This window comes from Flammeovirga sp. AWQ4_249 (assembly GCF_056161045.1).
In genome coordinates this window covers 1-16,747 of the sequence record NZ_JBSWYJ010000022.1, presented here as the reverse complement: position 1 = coordinate 16,747, position 16,747 = coordinate 1, and the positions used below count along the sequence as shown (strand labels likewise).

At 32.0% G+C, this 16,747-nt stretch carries 11 protein-coding genes; 5 read left to right on the top strand and 6 right to left on the bottom strand.

The features are described from left to right. Nucleotides 1-156 precede the first annotated feature (156 nt). Together ACXAHM_RS16135 and ACXAHM_RS16130 are read left to right on the top strand one after the other, a co-directional pair. Nucleotides 157-2,184: an alpha-amylase family glycosyl hydrolase gene (locus ACXAHM_RS16135; protein ID WP_474961714.1), complete on the top strand. Its 2,028-nt coding sequence runs from the start codon at nt 157-159 to the stop codon at nt 2,182-2,184. Between the two features lie 178 nt (nt 2,185-2,362). After that, nucleotides 2,363-4,714, top strand: coding sequence for a sulfatase-like hydrolase/transferase (locus ACXAHM_RS16130; protein WP_474961711.1), 2,352 nt, complete (start codon nt 2,363-2,365; stop codon nt 4,712-4,714). Between the two features lie 42 nt (nt 4,715-4,756). Here the strand turns inward: ACXAHM_RS16130 and ACXAHM_RS16125 are convergent, their stop codons facing one another. Next, on the bottom strand, nt 4,757-6,748 hold the full coding sequence (locus ACXAHM_RS16125; protein ID WP_474961709.1) for a hypothetical protein: 1,992 nt from the start codon (nt 6,746-6,748) through the stop codon (nt 4,757-4,759). 630 nt (nt 6,749-7,378) lie between these two features. After that, complete coding sequence (locus tag ACXAHM_RS16120) at nt 7,379-8,002, bottom strand: class I SAM-dependent methyltransferase (RefSeq protein WP_474961707.1); 624 nt, start codon at nt 8,000-8,002, stop codon at nt 7,379-7,381. A gap of 1 nt (nt 8,003) precedes the next feature. Between ACXAHM_RS16120 and ACXAHM_RS16115 the strand changes: the two genes are divergently transcribed. Continuing rightward, nucleotides 8,004-9,137: an HNH endonuclease domain-containing protein gene (locus ACXAHM_RS16115; RefSeq protein ID WP_474961705.1), complete on the top strand. Its 1,134-nt coding sequence runs from the start codon at nt 8,004-8,006 to the stop codon at nt 9,135-9,137. Between the two features lie 53 nt (nt 9,138-9,190). Here the strand turns inward: ACXAHM_RS16115 and ACXAHM_RS16110 are convergent, their stop codons facing one another. The 3 genes from ACXAHM_RS16110 to ACXAHM_RS16100 form a co-directional block, all read right to left on the bottom strand. Then, nucleotides 9,191-11,155, bottom strand: a complete 1,965-nt coding sequence (locus ACXAHM_RS16110) for a DUF2075 domain-containing protein (RefSeq protein WP_474961703.1) — start codon at nt 11,153-11,155, stop codon at nt 9,191-9,193. A 51-nt stretch (nt 11,156-11,206) separates the two neighbouring features. Beyond that, nucleotides 11,207-11,419 carry a helix-turn-helix domain-containing protein gene (locus ACXAHM_RS16105; RefSeq protein ID WP_474961701.1) on the bottom strand — a complete coding sequence of 71 codons (213 nt, stop codon included), beginning with the start codon at nt 11,417-11,419 and terminating at the stop codon, nt 11,207-11,209. Nucleotides 11,420-11,620: 201 nt separating this feature from the next. Beyond that, a complete protein-coding gene (locus tag ACXAHM_RS16100) occupies nt 11,621-13,015 on the bottom strand; it encodes an OmpA family protein (protein WP_474961699.1) in 1,395 nt (464 codons plus the stop codon). 234 nt (nt 13,016-13,249) lie between these two features. Between ACXAHM_RS16100 and ACXAHM_RS16095 the strand changes: the two genes are divergently transcribed. Next, nucleotides 13,250-14,254, top strand: coding sequence for a hypothetical protein (locus ACXAHM_RS16095; protein ID WP_474961697.1), 1,005 nt, complete (start codon nt 13,250-13,252; stop codon nt 14,252-14,254). Nucleotides 14,255-14,614: 360 nt separating this feature from the next. Here ACXAHM_RS16095 and ACXAHM_RS16090 read toward each other — a convergent pair whose 3' ends face one another. After that, the gene (locus ACXAHM_RS16090) at nt 14,615-15,766 is read right to left on the bottom strand and encodes a BamA/TamA family outer membrane protein (RefSeq protein WP_474961695.1); all 1,152 of its coding nucleotides are present in this window, start codon (nt 15,764-15,766) and stop codon (nt 14,615-14,617) included. A 288-nt stretch (nt 15,767-16,054) separates the two neighbouring features. Here ACXAHM_RS16090 and ACXAHM_RS16085 point away from each other — a divergent pair, with 288 nt between their 5' ends. Continuing rightward, complete coding sequence (locus ACXAHM_RS16085) at nt 16,055-16,552, top strand: hypothetical protein (RefSeq protein WP_474961693.1); 498 nt, start codon at nt 16,055-16,057, stop codon at nt 16,550-16,552. Nucleotides 16,553-16,747 lie beyond the last annotated feature (195 nt).

Genomic DNA, 16,747 nt, shown 5'->3' with positions numbered 1-16,747 from the left:
TGAAAAATCATATCATTTTTTTAAGAAAGAGTCTAAATATTAATTAAATCACCCGAAAACTCCCACCGTACTTTGTACACTTAAATAGAGAATTCCAAAACATTTTCTATGTTAGTACTTTCGTTTATATTATTTATTTGTCACATCTGAAAAATAATGAATAAAAAATTACCAAAACTAGTTAAAGATGACCCTTGGTTAGAACCACAAACTGAGGAAATCAATGATAGAATAAACAGCTTCAAACAACTAAAAGAAGACCTTAGTGATAAATATGGTAGTATATATGAATTTGCAGGAGCACATAAATTCTTAGGATTTAACTTCGATGAAACGAACAACGGTTGGTGGTATCGTGAGTGGGCTCCAGCTGCACATGCATTATACTTAACGGGAGATTTCAACCATTGGAATCGTGACAGTCACCCCTTGAAGAGAATCGAAGGATCTGCACATTGGGATGGTGTCTGGGAAATTTTCTTACCAAAGGACGAATATAAAGATACATTTATACATGGTAGCTTTGTGAAAGTAAGAGTGCTTTCGCAAATGGGGGACAACGACAGAATCCCTGCTTATATTAATCGTGTAGTTCAAGAACCTAATTCTCCAAATTTCAAAGGACAATTATGGTTTAGCAATGAGACAAATTTTGATTGGAGTGGTGATGATTTTAAAACATCATCTATTCACGCTCCTATTATATATGAAGCTCATGTAGGTATGTCCCAAGAAGAAGAAAAAATGGGATCTTATGTTGAGTTTACGGAAAATGTCTTACCAAGAGTAAGAGATTTAGGATACAATTGTATTCAATTAATGGCGGTCCAAGAACACCCTTATTATGGTTCTTTCGGGTATCATGTTAGTAATTTCTTTGCCGCTACTTCAAAATTTGGTACACCTGAAGAATTAAAACAATTGATCAAAACAGCGCACTCTATGGGGATTGCTGTTATTATGGATATTGTGCATTCACATGCTGTAAAAAACCATAATGAAGGTATCAATGAATTTGACGGTACAGTGTACCAATACTTCCATACAGGTGAAAAAGGGAATCATCCCGACTGGGATTCGAAATTGTTTGACTACTCTAAATGGGAAGTGATTCAATTCTTAGCTTCTAACGTAAGATATTGGTTAGAAGAATTCCATTTTGATGGTTTCCGTTTTGATGGAGTAACTTCTATGATGTATCATCATCATGGGCATGCCGGTTTTGGTAGTTATGATGACTACTTTAATATGGGCGTTGATGTAGATGCAGTACGTTACCTTCAATTGGCAAATGATATTGCACACGAAATTAAACCTGATGTTCTCTCTATTGCTGAAGATGTATCAGGTATGCCGGGCTTGTCAAGAGCTTCTGAAGAAGGTGGTGTTGGTTTCGATTACCGTCTTTCAATGGGTATTCCAGACTTCTGGGTAAAATTATTAGAAGAGCAACAAGATGAAAATTGGAACGTTTGGGATCTTTGGAGCGTAATGCTTAACCGTCGTACCAATGAGAAAGCAATTGCTTATGCAGAGTCACATGATCAAGCACTAGTAGGTGATAAAACTATCGCAATGTGGTTAATGGACGCTGAGATGTACACTGGAATGGACAATGAAAGTGGTAGTGTTGTAATTGATCGTGGTATCGCTTTACATAAAATCATCCGTTTCTTAACATGCGTTTTAGGTGGTGAAGGTTACCTTAACTTCATGGGTAATGAATTTGGTCATCCAGAATGGATCGATTTCCCAAGAGAAGGCAATGGTTGGAGTTATCAATATGCACGTCGTCAATGGTCATTGGTTGAAAATGGCTTCTTACGCTATCAAAAGCTAAATAACTTTGATGCTTCCATGATTCACCTTGTAAGAGATCATAATTTATTAGAAGAGAATACTGCTGTAGATCTTTTAAATATGGATACTGAAAACAAAACAATCGCATTTAAGAAAGGTGATCTTGTATTTGTTTTCAACTTCTCTCCTACTAATTCACTTCCTGATTACAAATTCTTTGTTGGAGAAGCTGGATCTTATGAAATTGTTCTTTGTTCAGATGATAAGCAATTTGGTGGTCATGACAGAGTAGATGCATCAAGTCGTTTCTTTACAGATGAAGATAAAAATATTTCTATTTATAATGTAAATAGAACTGCTATAGTACTTAAAAAAGTAGATTAACAGTATTTACTTTTCCCCTATATTTACCTCAACTATTTCATTTTAGTTGGGGTATTTTTTTTGTATTTACTTGTAATGTTCAAGGAAGTGATTAACATAAAGACTCTTTTTTCTTCTAAAAAAAGATCATTCCTTATTTTAGAAAGACAAAGAATTTTTAACCCTGAACTTTACAAAAATGAAGTGTATTCAATTTATACTACTCTCATTACTTATTAATACCGTTGCTTTTGCTCAAGAAATAGAAGTAGACAGAACTGTATTACCTATCAAAGATCCTTACAAGAAACATGTTACCGTAGAAGATGTAAGAGATATTGAAAAACCAATTCCATTCCAAGTAAAAGCTCCTAAAGGTGCTCCAAATATTATTTTAGTTTTAATAGATGACAATGGCTTTGGAAGTAATGATACTTTTGGTGGACCAATCCACACACCTTACATAGATAACTTATCAAAAGAAGGTGTGATGTATACAAAATTTCATACCACTGCTTTATGTTCCCCTACTCGTCAAGCACTTTTAACGGGAAGAAATCATCATCAATGTAACCAAGGAGGAATTGCAGAAACTGCGACCTCTTTCCGTGGTGATACAGGACAATTACCCTCTTCAGTAGCTAACATTGCTAAAATATTAAAATACAATGGCTTTAACACTGCCGCATTTGGCAAATGGCATCAAACGGCGGTGTGGGAAACGAGTATCTCAGGTCCATTTGATCGTTGGCCCAATGGTCAGGGTTTTGAAGAATTTTACGGTTTCATTGGTGGTGAAACAAATCAATGGGACCCTAATGTGTATCATAATTACAATCATGTAGAGCCTAAAACTACAGAAGATTATCACTTCTTAAAAGATATGACCAATAAGGCAATTGACTGGATGAAATTCCAAAAAGCAATGACGCCCGACAAACCTTATTTCGTCTACTTTGCTCCGGGTGCTGTACATGCTCCCCATCATGTTCCTGAATCTTATATCGAAAAGCAAAAAGGTAAATTTGATAAAGGCTGGGATGTTATTAGAGAGGAAACTTTAAAACGTCAAATTGAAATGGGTGTTGTACCCAAGGATACAAAGTTAGCACCAAAAGCACCTGGGATTAAAGATTGGGCAGACCTATCTGATAATGAAAAGAAATTGTTTACAAAGCAAGCAGAGGTATTTGCTGCTTTCTTAGAAATGACAGATTATGAAATAGGTCGTTTTATAGACGCAGCAGAGGAACTTGATGCCGAAAATACTATGGTAATTTACTTACTCGGTGATAATGGTACTTCAGCAGAAGGTGGTATGATTGGTCTACTAAATGAGGCAACTTATTTTAACCAAGAAAAAGAATGGGCTACTGTAGATGTAATGCTTAAGAATTATGACAATTGGGGAGATCATACAACCAATCCTCATATGGCTGCAGGTTGGGCAATTGCTTTTGATGCTCCATTTGGTTATGCCAAACAAGTAGCTTCTGATTATGGCGGAACACGTAATGGTATGATTATCAAGTGGCCTAATAAAATGAAAGAAATTGATCAATTCAGAACGCAATGGCATCATGCTGTAGATATTGCTCCTACTATTCTAGAAGCTTGTAATCTCCCTGAACCAACTGTTGTGGATGGCGTTCCACAAATTCCTATGGCAGGAACTTCATTGCTGTATACGCTCGAACAACCAAAAGAACAGACACATAAAACAATACAGTATTTTGAAATTCTTGGAAACCGAGGATTATATTATGATGGTTGGTTTGCTAGAACGATACATCAGTTGCCTTGGGGTGGTGCTGAAAATCCTCTAAGTGAAGACAAATGGCAACTGTATAAATCCGAGGAAGATTTTGCTTTAACTAATGATTTATCAGCAAAATATCCAGAAAAATTAAAACATATGCAGGAGTTGTTCATTCAAGAAGCCATCAAAAACGATGTACTTCCAATTGATGATCGAAAATATGAAAGATTCAATGCACAATATGCTGGTAGACCTGATCTTATGGCAGGACGAACTGAAATGACATTGTATCAAGGACAAGGTGGATTACTTGAAAATAATTTCTTGAACATCAAAAATAAATCGTGGAGTATTGAAGCAGAATTAAATCTTAAGAAAAACAAAGGCAAATCAAATGGCGTAATTATCCAACAAGCAGGTCGATTTGGAGGCTGGTCTTTCTATACCTTAAAGGGGAAATTATATTTCACTTACAATTACTTAGGCTTGAGATATTATACCACAAAATCAAACATCTCACTACCTGCAGCGGACAATGTAAAAGTAACCATGAACCTCAATTATGCTGGAGGTGGCCCAGGAAAAGGTGCCGAAGTAGAATTGTTTGTCAATGGTAAATCTGTAGGCAAAAATAACATCGAAAAAACACAACCTTTTATATTCTCAGGTGATGAAACAGTAAATGTGGGATTTGATTCTGAAAGCCCTGTTGTTCCAGATGCTTATAACAGAAAAAGCTCAGAATTCAATCAAGAAATCAAATATGTAACCACAAAAATCAGTTCAAAATAAAACAAAACTCCCTTTGGCATTTTACCGAAGGGAGTTTTTTGATTACAAATCAAGTATAAAGGCTCTTAAATTATCCTCTGCAGAAAGATTAATTTTCTTTTTTATTCTGTAAAGACTCTTTTTTACAGCTTCAATTGTCATATTCGACACAATGGCTATTTCTTTTCTTTCCATACCAACCTTTAGATAAGCACATATCTTATGGTCCCTTTGTGTTAATTCAGGAAATTTTTCTTTTAACTGAATAAAAAATTTAGGGTGAACTTTTTCAAATTGATAGGTAAATTGCTCCCAACTTTCATGGGTTATATTAAGTTTTATCGTCTTGTTGATATCTTTTAATAGTTTCGTTGACTCTTCATCCAGCTTACCAAATAACCCACCAATCTGCTGATCTAGTTCTTCTAAAATAGAATTTCTTTGATGAGACATCATTGTCACCGTTGTCAATTCTCTTTCTTTTAAAGCGATCGCTTCCTCAGCCCATTCCTTTTCAGAAATCCTTAATTCATTAATTTCATTATTTTTTTGTAATAACAAAAGGTTCGTTTTGCGTTTCGACAAATATGATCTATATAAGATTAGGAAAATAATTAAAAGCAAACCTCCAACAACCATTAATACTTGAATGATCATTTTCTCTTTTTCCAATTGACTTTGGTATACCTGTACTTCATTCTTTTTTTCTAGTTCTAGTCGCTCTCTCTCCATTTCTAATTGCGTTATATATTCTAGACGAGCAACTTCCATCATCTTCTCTTTATTAAAACTCTCTTGGTTTATTTTATCAAGTTCTTCATAATAATAGAGGGCTTGAGAATATTGATGCAATTGTTTGTAAGCAGTATACATGATATGATAGTACTTTTTCTTTGAACGTAAAGACAAACTACCATTTGACAAATGAAGCCCTTTGTTTGCAAGCATTATTGCTTTATTGTATTTTTTCTCAATCAAGAAAATATTAGCATCAGCTAAATAGGCGTTCGATTCTAAACCAATATAAGACCCATTTGATTTCTTTATTATTTTATCTAAGTAAAACCTTGCACGCTCAAAATTTTGTTTTTGTTCATAATAATAAGAGAGTGTAAGGTATCCCGAAAGCAGAGTTTTGGCATAATGAGAACTTTCTAAAGTTTCTATGCCTTTCAATAAATAATACTGTCCGCTATCTAATTGATTATTATTCGTATAAATTTCACCAATAGAAATATGAACTTGCCCTAATCGCAAATCATTCTTCTGTTTTTTATAATAATCACGTGCTTCATGTAATAAGTCAATAGCTTTATCATATTCATAAATCGCACGATAAGAACCTGCCATTAATTTTAAAGCATAATACTTCAACTCTTGATTTCCTCTTTCCTTAAAAATTTCAAAAGCAGTAGTAAACTTTCCCAATGCTTCTACTGGCTTACTATTATCAATCAATAAAATACCATGATTCAAAGTATGAAACCCTACCCCCATAGTATCAAAAGCTAATGCTGCATGCTTTTCAGCTTCATCTAAAAAATATAACGCAGAGTCAATCTTTTTTTGTTCTTTATATAATATCGATAAGTTCCCATAATTATAAGATCCTCCTTGAGCACTGTCAACGGGATGATACATTGCCAAACTTAAAAAATGAGCTTTCTTTGCTTGTTTAAAATCCCCTAATCTATAATAGACAATTCCTAAATCGTTAATTGCCTTAGCTTGAAATAATGCAATATTCTTCGAAAGGCCTTCAAATGGAATATCGAATATGAGACGATAATTTTTTTCAGCTTCCTGTAGTTTGTTATTAAGCATATAATATTCACCCCATAAAGCGTGATATAAAATATATTCCTCTTTTTTCTCTTTTGAAATTCGAGATTTGATAGCATCTAAACGTAAATATACTTCTTCAAAGTCATCATGACGTAATAATGAATCTACAGCCATCAATGAATGCATTGTGATCGATTGCTTGGTATCAGAAAAAGTTGTAAAACTGTAAAATAAAAAGAAAAGTAATACTAGATTTTTTGTGTTAATCATTTTTAGCAAGTACTTATTGAAGTAGGATTATTTTTATATAGAGTATAAAATAAAAGTATACATTTTTCTTGAACTATGAAAAAAAGTGCGAATTTTCTTGAAAGTCCCCCCTTTGTCCCCCCTGTTTTTTAGTTTTTAGCCAAATTTCCTTCCACATTTGTATCAGGTCAACGAAACAGACCAAATCATTTTTCGAATTGCTCAAACTTAAAATTGTTCTTTAAAATTGTACTATCATTTATTACTTACACTAATTTTTTCCAACAGATTAAATTAAAAATAACCAACTACTATTCATTTATATATAAGATGATTTTTTACTCAGGATTAACATAGTCAAGATATAATAGAAAGGATAATAAGCAACAAACAAACTTGATTCCTAGCCCGAAAATTACAAATCATAAATAACTATTAGAATATTGGATACACGGTAAATAGCTTCTCATTTCATTTTATAAAAGCTCGAAATAATTTCTCTTGCCTTTTAAAGAAATCAATTATGTATGTCTGACACACAATGGACGTATATAGGTTTTATTATATTTTTATGAGTAGGTATTATTATACAATAGTTACTGAATGAAACGTTAATTAAACAAAGAGCGGAGGAAGATTCTTCCGCTTTTTTTATAACATTTTTTCTGCAATCAATGGCATAATTAATTGAACTGCTTTTTTATATTTCTGATAATTATCGCCCTTTTGTTTAAAAAGTAATTCTCCTTTTTGATATTTAGCAACCACGTTTAAAGTCTCAAATAACACCTCTTTCTCCTCTGGTTTTTGGTAAGAATAAATTTCGCAATGTTTATTTTTGAAAAGGGATAAAAAAGGTAATACCACATTACATTGGAAAGTAGGTTGTTTGTAGATAGCATGCATTCGAATTCCTTCTTTTTTAAGATCTCTCCTCACTGTAAAAAAGGCTTTCCCACCTGGTTTTAAAAGATAAGAAACCTCTGATAAAATTCTAGTCTGCTCTGCTTTTTCAACAACATTTAATACGTAGTGACATAAAATAATATCATACTTTTTATCTGGAAAATGTGGGAAATGAAATTTATCGTATTGATCAATTGTACATTCTTTTTTCCTCAATTCAATCACATCCCTCCCATGACCACAGCCAAAGTCTAGGATTTCACCCTCTAAAAATCCTTTTTCATGTAAAAAACGTGAAGGAAAAGATATACTCTTTCGATGAATAGCCGTAAGTTCGGGATAATGTTTTACTGTCGTATTTTTTAGCATAATGAATCGTTTGAATAGTAATAGTAATGAGGCATTTAGATTAATCAGCCATATTTTACAGAAAGATAGCAAAAGTTCTACATATAAATTAGCTTTATTAAGATCAACTATAGAAATACTAAATGAAAATCATGCTCTAATTTATGAAGAGGAGTCATATTGTTATGTTCCCTTAGCTCCAATTTGTGATAAATGGATTTTCTATTATACACCATTTGTTTTTCATGATATTAGTCAAAATTCAGGCGGAAATATTTCCTTTTATGCTACACTAAAATCATTTATAAGTTGTTACAAAGGAACCTTAAATGATGTACAAAAAGGGATTGCTAGAGACATCAGAAAAGGTTTTCATAATTCTGAAAGGAAGCAAAGATACCTCTTATGTGTAAAAGAAATAGCAATTTGTATAATTAGAAACCCAATGAAACATATTGCTTATTCGTACTATCAAGACAACTATCAACTTTATCAAAAAAGGGCTAATCCATCCCTTAATCAATTAATAAAATCAGATGCCCCGTTATTTAAAGATCAGCTTCATAATACTTTTGGCTATATCAGTTTCAAGAAAATTATAAAAATTGGTTTAGAACTATTTGGCTCTTTTATTATTGGTGAAAAATCTATCCTTCAAAATTGGGCATCACTTACACTTGATTTTAAAAACAACAATCACCTAGACTGGAGTAAGGAGAAATTAGTTCAACTACTCCATCATTCTACTGATGTACGAAGTGTAGAACCTCCAAGGCAATTTTATAAAAAACTACAAGAGAAAGGAAATTTGTATTGTGTCTGGTCAAGTAAAAAACTAACGAAAGATTTCGATACTGATCATATTATCCCCTATTCCTACTGGAAGAATAATGATATTTGGAATCTACTACCCTCCAACCGAAGCATCAACTCTAATCAAAAAAGAGATAAGATCCCTTCAGTTGAAAGAATCCAACGTCAAAAAGATCTTATCTTATCTACTTGGGAATTGACCCATCAAGAATATCTTTCTCAATTTGAAAGAGAAGTTACACTTACTTTAAATATTACTGAACTTTCTTATGAAGCTATTTTTAAGGCTTTGTGTCAGAAGAGTAGTTATTTAATTGAGGAATTGGGGTATGAGGGATGGTAAGGTTAAACGTTAGACTAGAGGAAACTCATAAATAGTAAGTGTAAATCATAGATTTAAATTGTTGGAAGGCCTATTAATTTTAAATAATTGAATGTACCGTCATAATACTCTGGTTTTCTAGTATCATCAATACTCGAACCTTCTGGGATATAAATAACCAATCCTTGTCTTGCCCTTGTTAATAATACTCTGTATGTATTTAGTAGATACCTTTTATCATTATCTTTTTTTGTACTTTGCCATTTATTACCTACAAATTTTTGATAATTCCATCCTTGATTATCAAAGAAAAAGTTACCTCCCCATGCTAAACAAACCCAATCTAACTCAAGTCCTTGTACTGCAAATTCAGTTGATGGAACTTCTAAAAATGAAGAACTCCTAACATCATTTTTCTTATTTAAAAACCAACTAATAATTTTAGATTTTTCTGAATTCGATCTTATACCATTTTCAGAGTCAATACCAATTGCTCTTAACCTTCTAGCTCCTGATGAAACTAGTAAACCACTTCGCTCATTTCCTTTTGATTTCTCCCTTATCCATTGTTTTGCTTTATTCAAATCCCTAGTTAAAACAATAGAATATTGAGATAATAAATTTTCAACTTCGTTTGTATTTAAAGTATCAACATTAAGAATTTGCTGTACTATATTAGAAAGCTTTTCAGATCTAAATGAACGAATAGAAACGGCTAAATGTAAATCCTCTTGAGCGTTTCCAGTTTTTGTAAGCCATGATTTTATAATATCATCACTTAAATAATCTTTATCTTTAGATATAAGTGAAGAATAACAAACGTTCCAATCAGAATATTTTTCCTTAAGAGAGGAGATCCACTCACTAATACCAGCTTCACCTGTGTTAATCTCTTGCCCTCCACCAATTAAACAAACTATTGTACACCAATCTTCATGTCTATTCATTACATCTATAAGAAACTCTGGTTCAGACATATCAAAATTTTTATGTCCTTTACCTTTCATGAATTTTGATGCTTGATACTTATTCCATGCTCTTTGAGCCTCATCGAATATGACTACTTTTTCAATAGGTGCTTTCGTGCTTAATACATTATCATCTCTAAAATGATGTATATTTTGAATAAAAGAATTTGCTTTTCTTTTAGCATCATCTGCTTTAATTTTCACCCCGTTAATTTTACCTGTTTCCCTTTCATCAATCGCTAACGCTGCTCTTAGAACATCAACTAAAGGTCCATTTCCTGATAGGAAAACTGCATGTTCACTCTCATTTTTGTTTTTTCTCTTCGTTGCAATATTTAAACCTGCAAGAGTTTTACCTGCTCCTGGTACCCCTGTGATAAAACATATCGTCTTTTGATGATTTGCTTTACTTCCATCAATAATTTTAGAAATGCAATTTGAGGTCTTTGTAAGGTTAATAGCTCCAGAATCAGATCTTGAAATATCTTGTACATTATGTCCTTTATATAATGCTTGAGCAGCTTCAATAATAGTTGGAGTAGGTTTATAAATGGAATTTTCCCATTCATCAATAATAATATTAGATGAGGATTTCTTATCAATAACTGTATTGATGTATTCAGCTAGATTACTTTCATTACATTTAGCTATTTCATCATCAATAATAAGATTAGTATCTGCTTTTGAGGAAATAAGTATTGGAAATAGGTCTGCGTCATGACTACCTTCATGAAAGTTTCTTAAATCTTCTGTATAGTCTATTGTTTGATCAATAGAAGCACTATCAAATGTTTTAGAACCAACTTTAAACTCAACAACGAAGATCTTATTATTAATAATTAAAATATTATCAACCCTTTTCCCCATTCTTGGAATAGAAAACTCAAAATAGATATGACCTTCAAATTCACAAATCTGATTTTTTAAAATATCAATTTGCTCTTGCCATGCATTTTTTTGTAACTCTTCTAAATGCTTGTTTTTATGATATTTAAGAAGAAATCCTAAGATTTTAATTGATTCATCATTAATGAAATTCTTGATTGAGTCTCCATAATAATACCGCTGCATAATAATTAGGTAAAGTATGTTTGTGATTAGTTTTCTTGAATAGAAATAATATTAAATACATTGTAACAAGTCAGAAACACTAACCTCAAACCCTTTTGCTATCTTCTCTATAATAGCTAAAGAAACATTCCTCTTTCCATTTTCAATATCAGTCATATAGGTACGATCTATACCTATTTCATTGGCAAATTTCTCTTGGGAAATCTTTTTTTGATTACGTAATTCCCGTACTCTTATTCCAAAACGAGTATTAATATTTTCCATGAATTAAAATTCATGTATTGTCGACTATCAAACAACGGACTATTGTCTACATATGCTTATTATAAAAGATATTTATCCCCTTTTCAAAAAACATCAATACATGTCATCAATAAAAAAATCACCCTCTCCAATCTCAAAAAAACAGAAGAAGATGATTTTTTATGATTCAATCAAAATCTGATTTCAATACGTATATTTTGATTAAATTCCTTTTGTATTATCTAAGGCAGCTAGCTTTCCTTTAAGCCTAAATGAAGGAATGCTCTCTAGCTGAAGAGTGTATTCTTGTTTTGAAGTATTGATTTTCTGTTGTGCGTACAGTACATTTTTTCCATCTCTAGAAAAATAAGATAACAGTATCGCGGTTTCATTTTGAGGGATATCATGGAAACTTACTTTGCCATTTATTGTTCGGTCACTGACTTGTATGGCATTTCGAGAAGGGAAATATAATAGTGTTTTCGGAATGTCTTCACTACCTTTTACTGTGATGGAAAGGTCGGCAAACTGTAATCCTTTTCGATCTATCGGACGATCACAATTCAACCACCCTAAAGAAAAACTATTGAAATAGTTCTCGACTTCTTTTACTTCACAAGTCATTTCCGTTAATTCTTCATAGTTGACACTTTTGTCTTTTATAAATATTCTATGATATAAGTAACGTTTATTGTTAATCAAAGTATCTGCTTCTCGTTCAAAAAAAGTAGTATCTGTTAGGTCATCGTAATCATACCATCTCGTAAAACTTGAGCTAAAATAACAGTTATTTGAAACGTAGTCTTGTGTGAATGTTGATCTATCTTCCCAGACGATATTATCCTCCTGTTGTTTTGCATAGTACAAATTCATTCTATCCCCTTTTTTCTTATCTCTAAAACGGACTGAAATGTATTTATATGGATTTAAATCTACCTTTTCTTTTCCTATGAATGCTTCTATATAAATCATCCCTCCTGACTCTAACAGCTGATTATCAGTCGTATTGGAGGATAGTTTATGTGCGATAAAATCAGAAACTTTATACGCTTCTTTCATTACGATTTTAATATTCATTGATTTAGAATTCGCAAAACTATAAGCCGGAATTTTTAGAATAGTTCCCTGCTGACCTACTAGTGTTGTATCTCTTTTATTATTGATTTCGAATACTTGATTTTCAAAGTTGAAATCCGTAAAAGTGCGATCGAAATGATCCCTTTTAAATCTTAAATCAACTCTTCTCATGTATGCTTCTTTGTCCTTTATTTTGGAAGGAACAGCATTGTAATCATCTTCACCTACTGATACAAAATTGTATTTAAAAGGGGCGTTACGTTCTCTAAAATAGTTAAAGACAGCCAAAGTTCTTTGGTAGGCTAACTTTTTATTGTGCTCTGCAGAAGCTGAAGGATCCGTATACCCCAACAAAGTAAGTGTACGACATTGCTTTGATTTCTTAGCATATTCTAAAAGTTGATCTAATTCATTTTTTGCTTTTTTACTTAATGTCGATTGATTTCTATGAAAAAACACTTGAGAAAATTGTGCGTTTACTGAAAAAGAACCTCCAATAAGCAATAGATAGAGTAAAATAGTTTTAAACGGTAAAGACATAAGTTATTCTAATTAGTGATGAAAAATTAAATCAAATTGATCTCTAGGATTATTCTTTTTAATCAATTTGTTATCAGTACATCATCCAATCCTAATGCCAACAACTTTGGCACAGCAAATCAACTTGTTTTTGGACCTTCATCCATTGGTCAAATAGTGTATTTTGATTCCCATTAAAAAAAGAGTAAATTATGGATATACTCTCAAATTCGATTTAAATAACTTTCTATTACAATGAATTACTACTACTATACAATCTTCATCATTTTATTCTATGCATGTGCTTCTCCTCAAACTACCACAGATCAGGAGGACAATAACCAATCTCAATTAATTATTTCGGGAAAGGTGTTGAATTATAGTTCTGAAAATAATGTAAACCATATTCAATTATATGGAGATCAAAAATATATAGAAACATTACAGGAAGATGGTTCTTTCCGGTTCAAAATTTCTTTTCAAAAGACAAAAGATATCAAACTATATTATAAATTTCCTGTTACTTTTCTAGCACATCCTTCTGATGAAATATATATTGAATTTGATGGTAATATAAATCAAGAAACTGAATTCCTACATTCAATAACTTTTGAAGGAGATGCCGCTGTGAGCAACGAAGACTTTGTTGATTATTTTATAAAAAAACGAATGTCTGAAAGTCTTTTTGAGATACCCTCCACCAATAAATCAGAAGAAGTCTATCTAGATGAACTTGTCAAGATTCATGATGCAAGAGAAAAATTAATTGAAAGTTTTGTAGCCTATCATGCCCCTAGCGAAGAAGTTGTTTATTGGATATCATTAGATTTAGCCTATCATTCTTACTTAGATTTACTCGCTTATCCAGAATTACATAAAGCGCATTCTTCTACATCAAATGAACGCTATGACATGATTCACACTTCTTTTTTACATCAATTCCACCCCATCGAAAGAGAGGATCTTGTTTATAGTAATTTATCAAAGTTGACAAAAAAATACCTTCATGCATTCGTTTATCCAAAAGTGAATAGCTTATCAGTAAAGAACAAAGAAGAGCAATTAATTCAGGAAATAATCGGTATGAGTGATTCCAAAGGTCTATTTAAAGCGTTATTATTAAAAGAAATTATTGACAAAGAGTTTTTATCCAAGCATTCTTCTATTTATGAAAATCACCGTTTAAAAATTGAATATGTTTTCGCAAATGCCTTAATGGAAAATGCATTGGATGAATCATTTGTAGAAATCAAACAATAAGAAAACATAATGCTCCTGTGAACCTTATGCTTTGATCATCTACAAATTTTAATTAATTAATAATTTTTTCGTTCAAACCAATCATCCTCAGGTGTTGGAGTATATCTCCCTTCTACCTGATCCCAATGGTATTGGTCTCCCATCATTTCCCGAATACGTTGATCCGATGTATTTGCTGAAGCGGCAACGTTTCCTGTAGGTGACCTTTGCCACCAGCTGATGGTACATTCTATTGGAGCATCAATTTCATAAATCAGAATTTCAATAGTTAGTTGTATTTATGTGAATGAATTCTGATTCACAATTCTAATGAGTTAATTATTAAAAGTAAAGCATTGTGAATGAATAATTTATCATCAATTATCTCCAAGCATTTGCAAAAGTAATATACCATGCGAATTGGTCTTCGCTAAATGCAAAATCAACGCCAGAATAGAGGTTCAGTAATCGAGCTATTTTATATCTAAATCCAGTACCTGCAGTCCATGTTTGGTAGTTAAAATCAATTGCATCTTTGGCATTAGAAGTAAAGGCTGCACCTCCAAATACTACAATTGCATTTCTAAAATTAATATCTATTCTTTCTTCAGTTTCGATCGTCATAATATGATCACCCTGATATTTCATCATAGGTACTCCCCTCATATTGACAAAGGGCTTAAAAAAAGTGGGTACATCACCTGTAGAAAATTGAGCATTGTATCTCAGTCCGAGAATTGGGTTTTTAAGTTTATTGGAATATCCTTGAAAATTAACTTCAAAAATATTGTAGCTGTAATCACTTAGTGTCCAATTTTGATAAGCTTTATAATTTGCGTAGGCATAAAAACCATTATTGGGTGTAAATACATTATCTCGAGTTTCCCAATTAATACCAATACCAATAGATCCATTTTCAATGGTTTGGTTCAGAAAATCTTCAATCTCTTCTTCTACCTCATTGTTGGGTGTGTTTTCAGGTGTAATTTCACAAGCATAATACGTCAGATCTAAATCAAATAAAAAATTGGAGGAAGCAATACGAAAATAAGGACGTGCAGCAATAGCATATCCTTTAAAATTAAATTCTAGAGGGTCGTCTTCCAAAGACAAATCTCCAAGTTGATAGTAGTCTAAGTTGATGTTAGCATACCCACCAAAAGCCATTAATCTTACTTTGTCATGATTCCAACGTTGAAACCTCCCTGCCCCCATCATGTAGGTTCCATTTTGGGTATAAAATCCACCACCAAAAGTCATAATTGGAGGAGAGGCTATCCCCTTTTTATCTGTCACACCTTTCTCTTTTGGATGTTCCATAAATACGGCAAACAATCCACCTCCTATCCCAACAGCAGGTTCAGTAATAATCATCGGAACGGGTAAAAATCCTTCATAGTTTAGTATCCAATTTGACATATCTAGCTTCCCGTCCAAAGTATCTCTCATCGATAATTTTTCTTTTTTATCCTGAGCAAATCCTTGGAAAGAAATTAAAATAGAAAGCATTAAAACTATAAAATTGTTCTTCATTGGTATTATTAAAATTAGTCTATGTGATAATTTATAGGCTAAGCACCAATTATTCGCTAAACATCTAGATACTTTAAGAGATATATTAAAACATGACTATTTTATATTGATAAATACTAATTCAAAATAAAAAATAATTGCAATACCCATCTAATTATCATTATCTTAGCATCAAATTTAATTTAATATTACAACAAAGTATTCCTGCTATTTCGATTCAAACTTTAGCATCTTAACGATAAGTTACTTTGTCCAAAACTAACTAAAATGTCTATTTCAAAACTAAAAATGGAGACACTACACCAACGTGTTCAACAGACTTTTCAAACTTGTCTCCACAAAATTAAAGATCATACAGTATTAGAAAATGCTATTGATATTTACAATTCATATGTACTCTTATTGAAAGAAAAAGAAAGATTGAAAGCTGAAGAAAAGCATTTACAGCAGATCTTTAAAATTAAAGTAAGTCAGTTGTATAACTATTTTCAATTTCATCAGATGAATAATAAAGAAGGTGAAATTATACTCCTCCCTTCTAATTTTTCGATGGAAAAGAAAAAGAAGATGGTTCAAGAAATAGCAATGGTATACCAAGATGTTATCAAGGATAATGATGGTTTTTATATTTCATCTGATGAATTACAGAAAATTCAACTATTAATAAAAGAAATCAAAAATTTAGAAAAACAATATATCAACCTCTCTTTCAATATTAAAACGGTGAATAATGAGATAAATAAGAAAATGCTTTTGTTGGAAGAAGAGATTGATAAATTAATTTGATCAATGTTGGGGCGTATTGCATACGCCCTGTATCAAACTCTTACAAAAACATACATTTTTGGGTGATTTATTTTGGGGTCTCTAAACTTTGACAAACATGCTTTTTAGGAAAGGGCGTATGCAATACGCCCCTACGGGATCATAATGCTAACATTAGTCATAAATGATGAAATCCAATTTTCAATGAATAACATT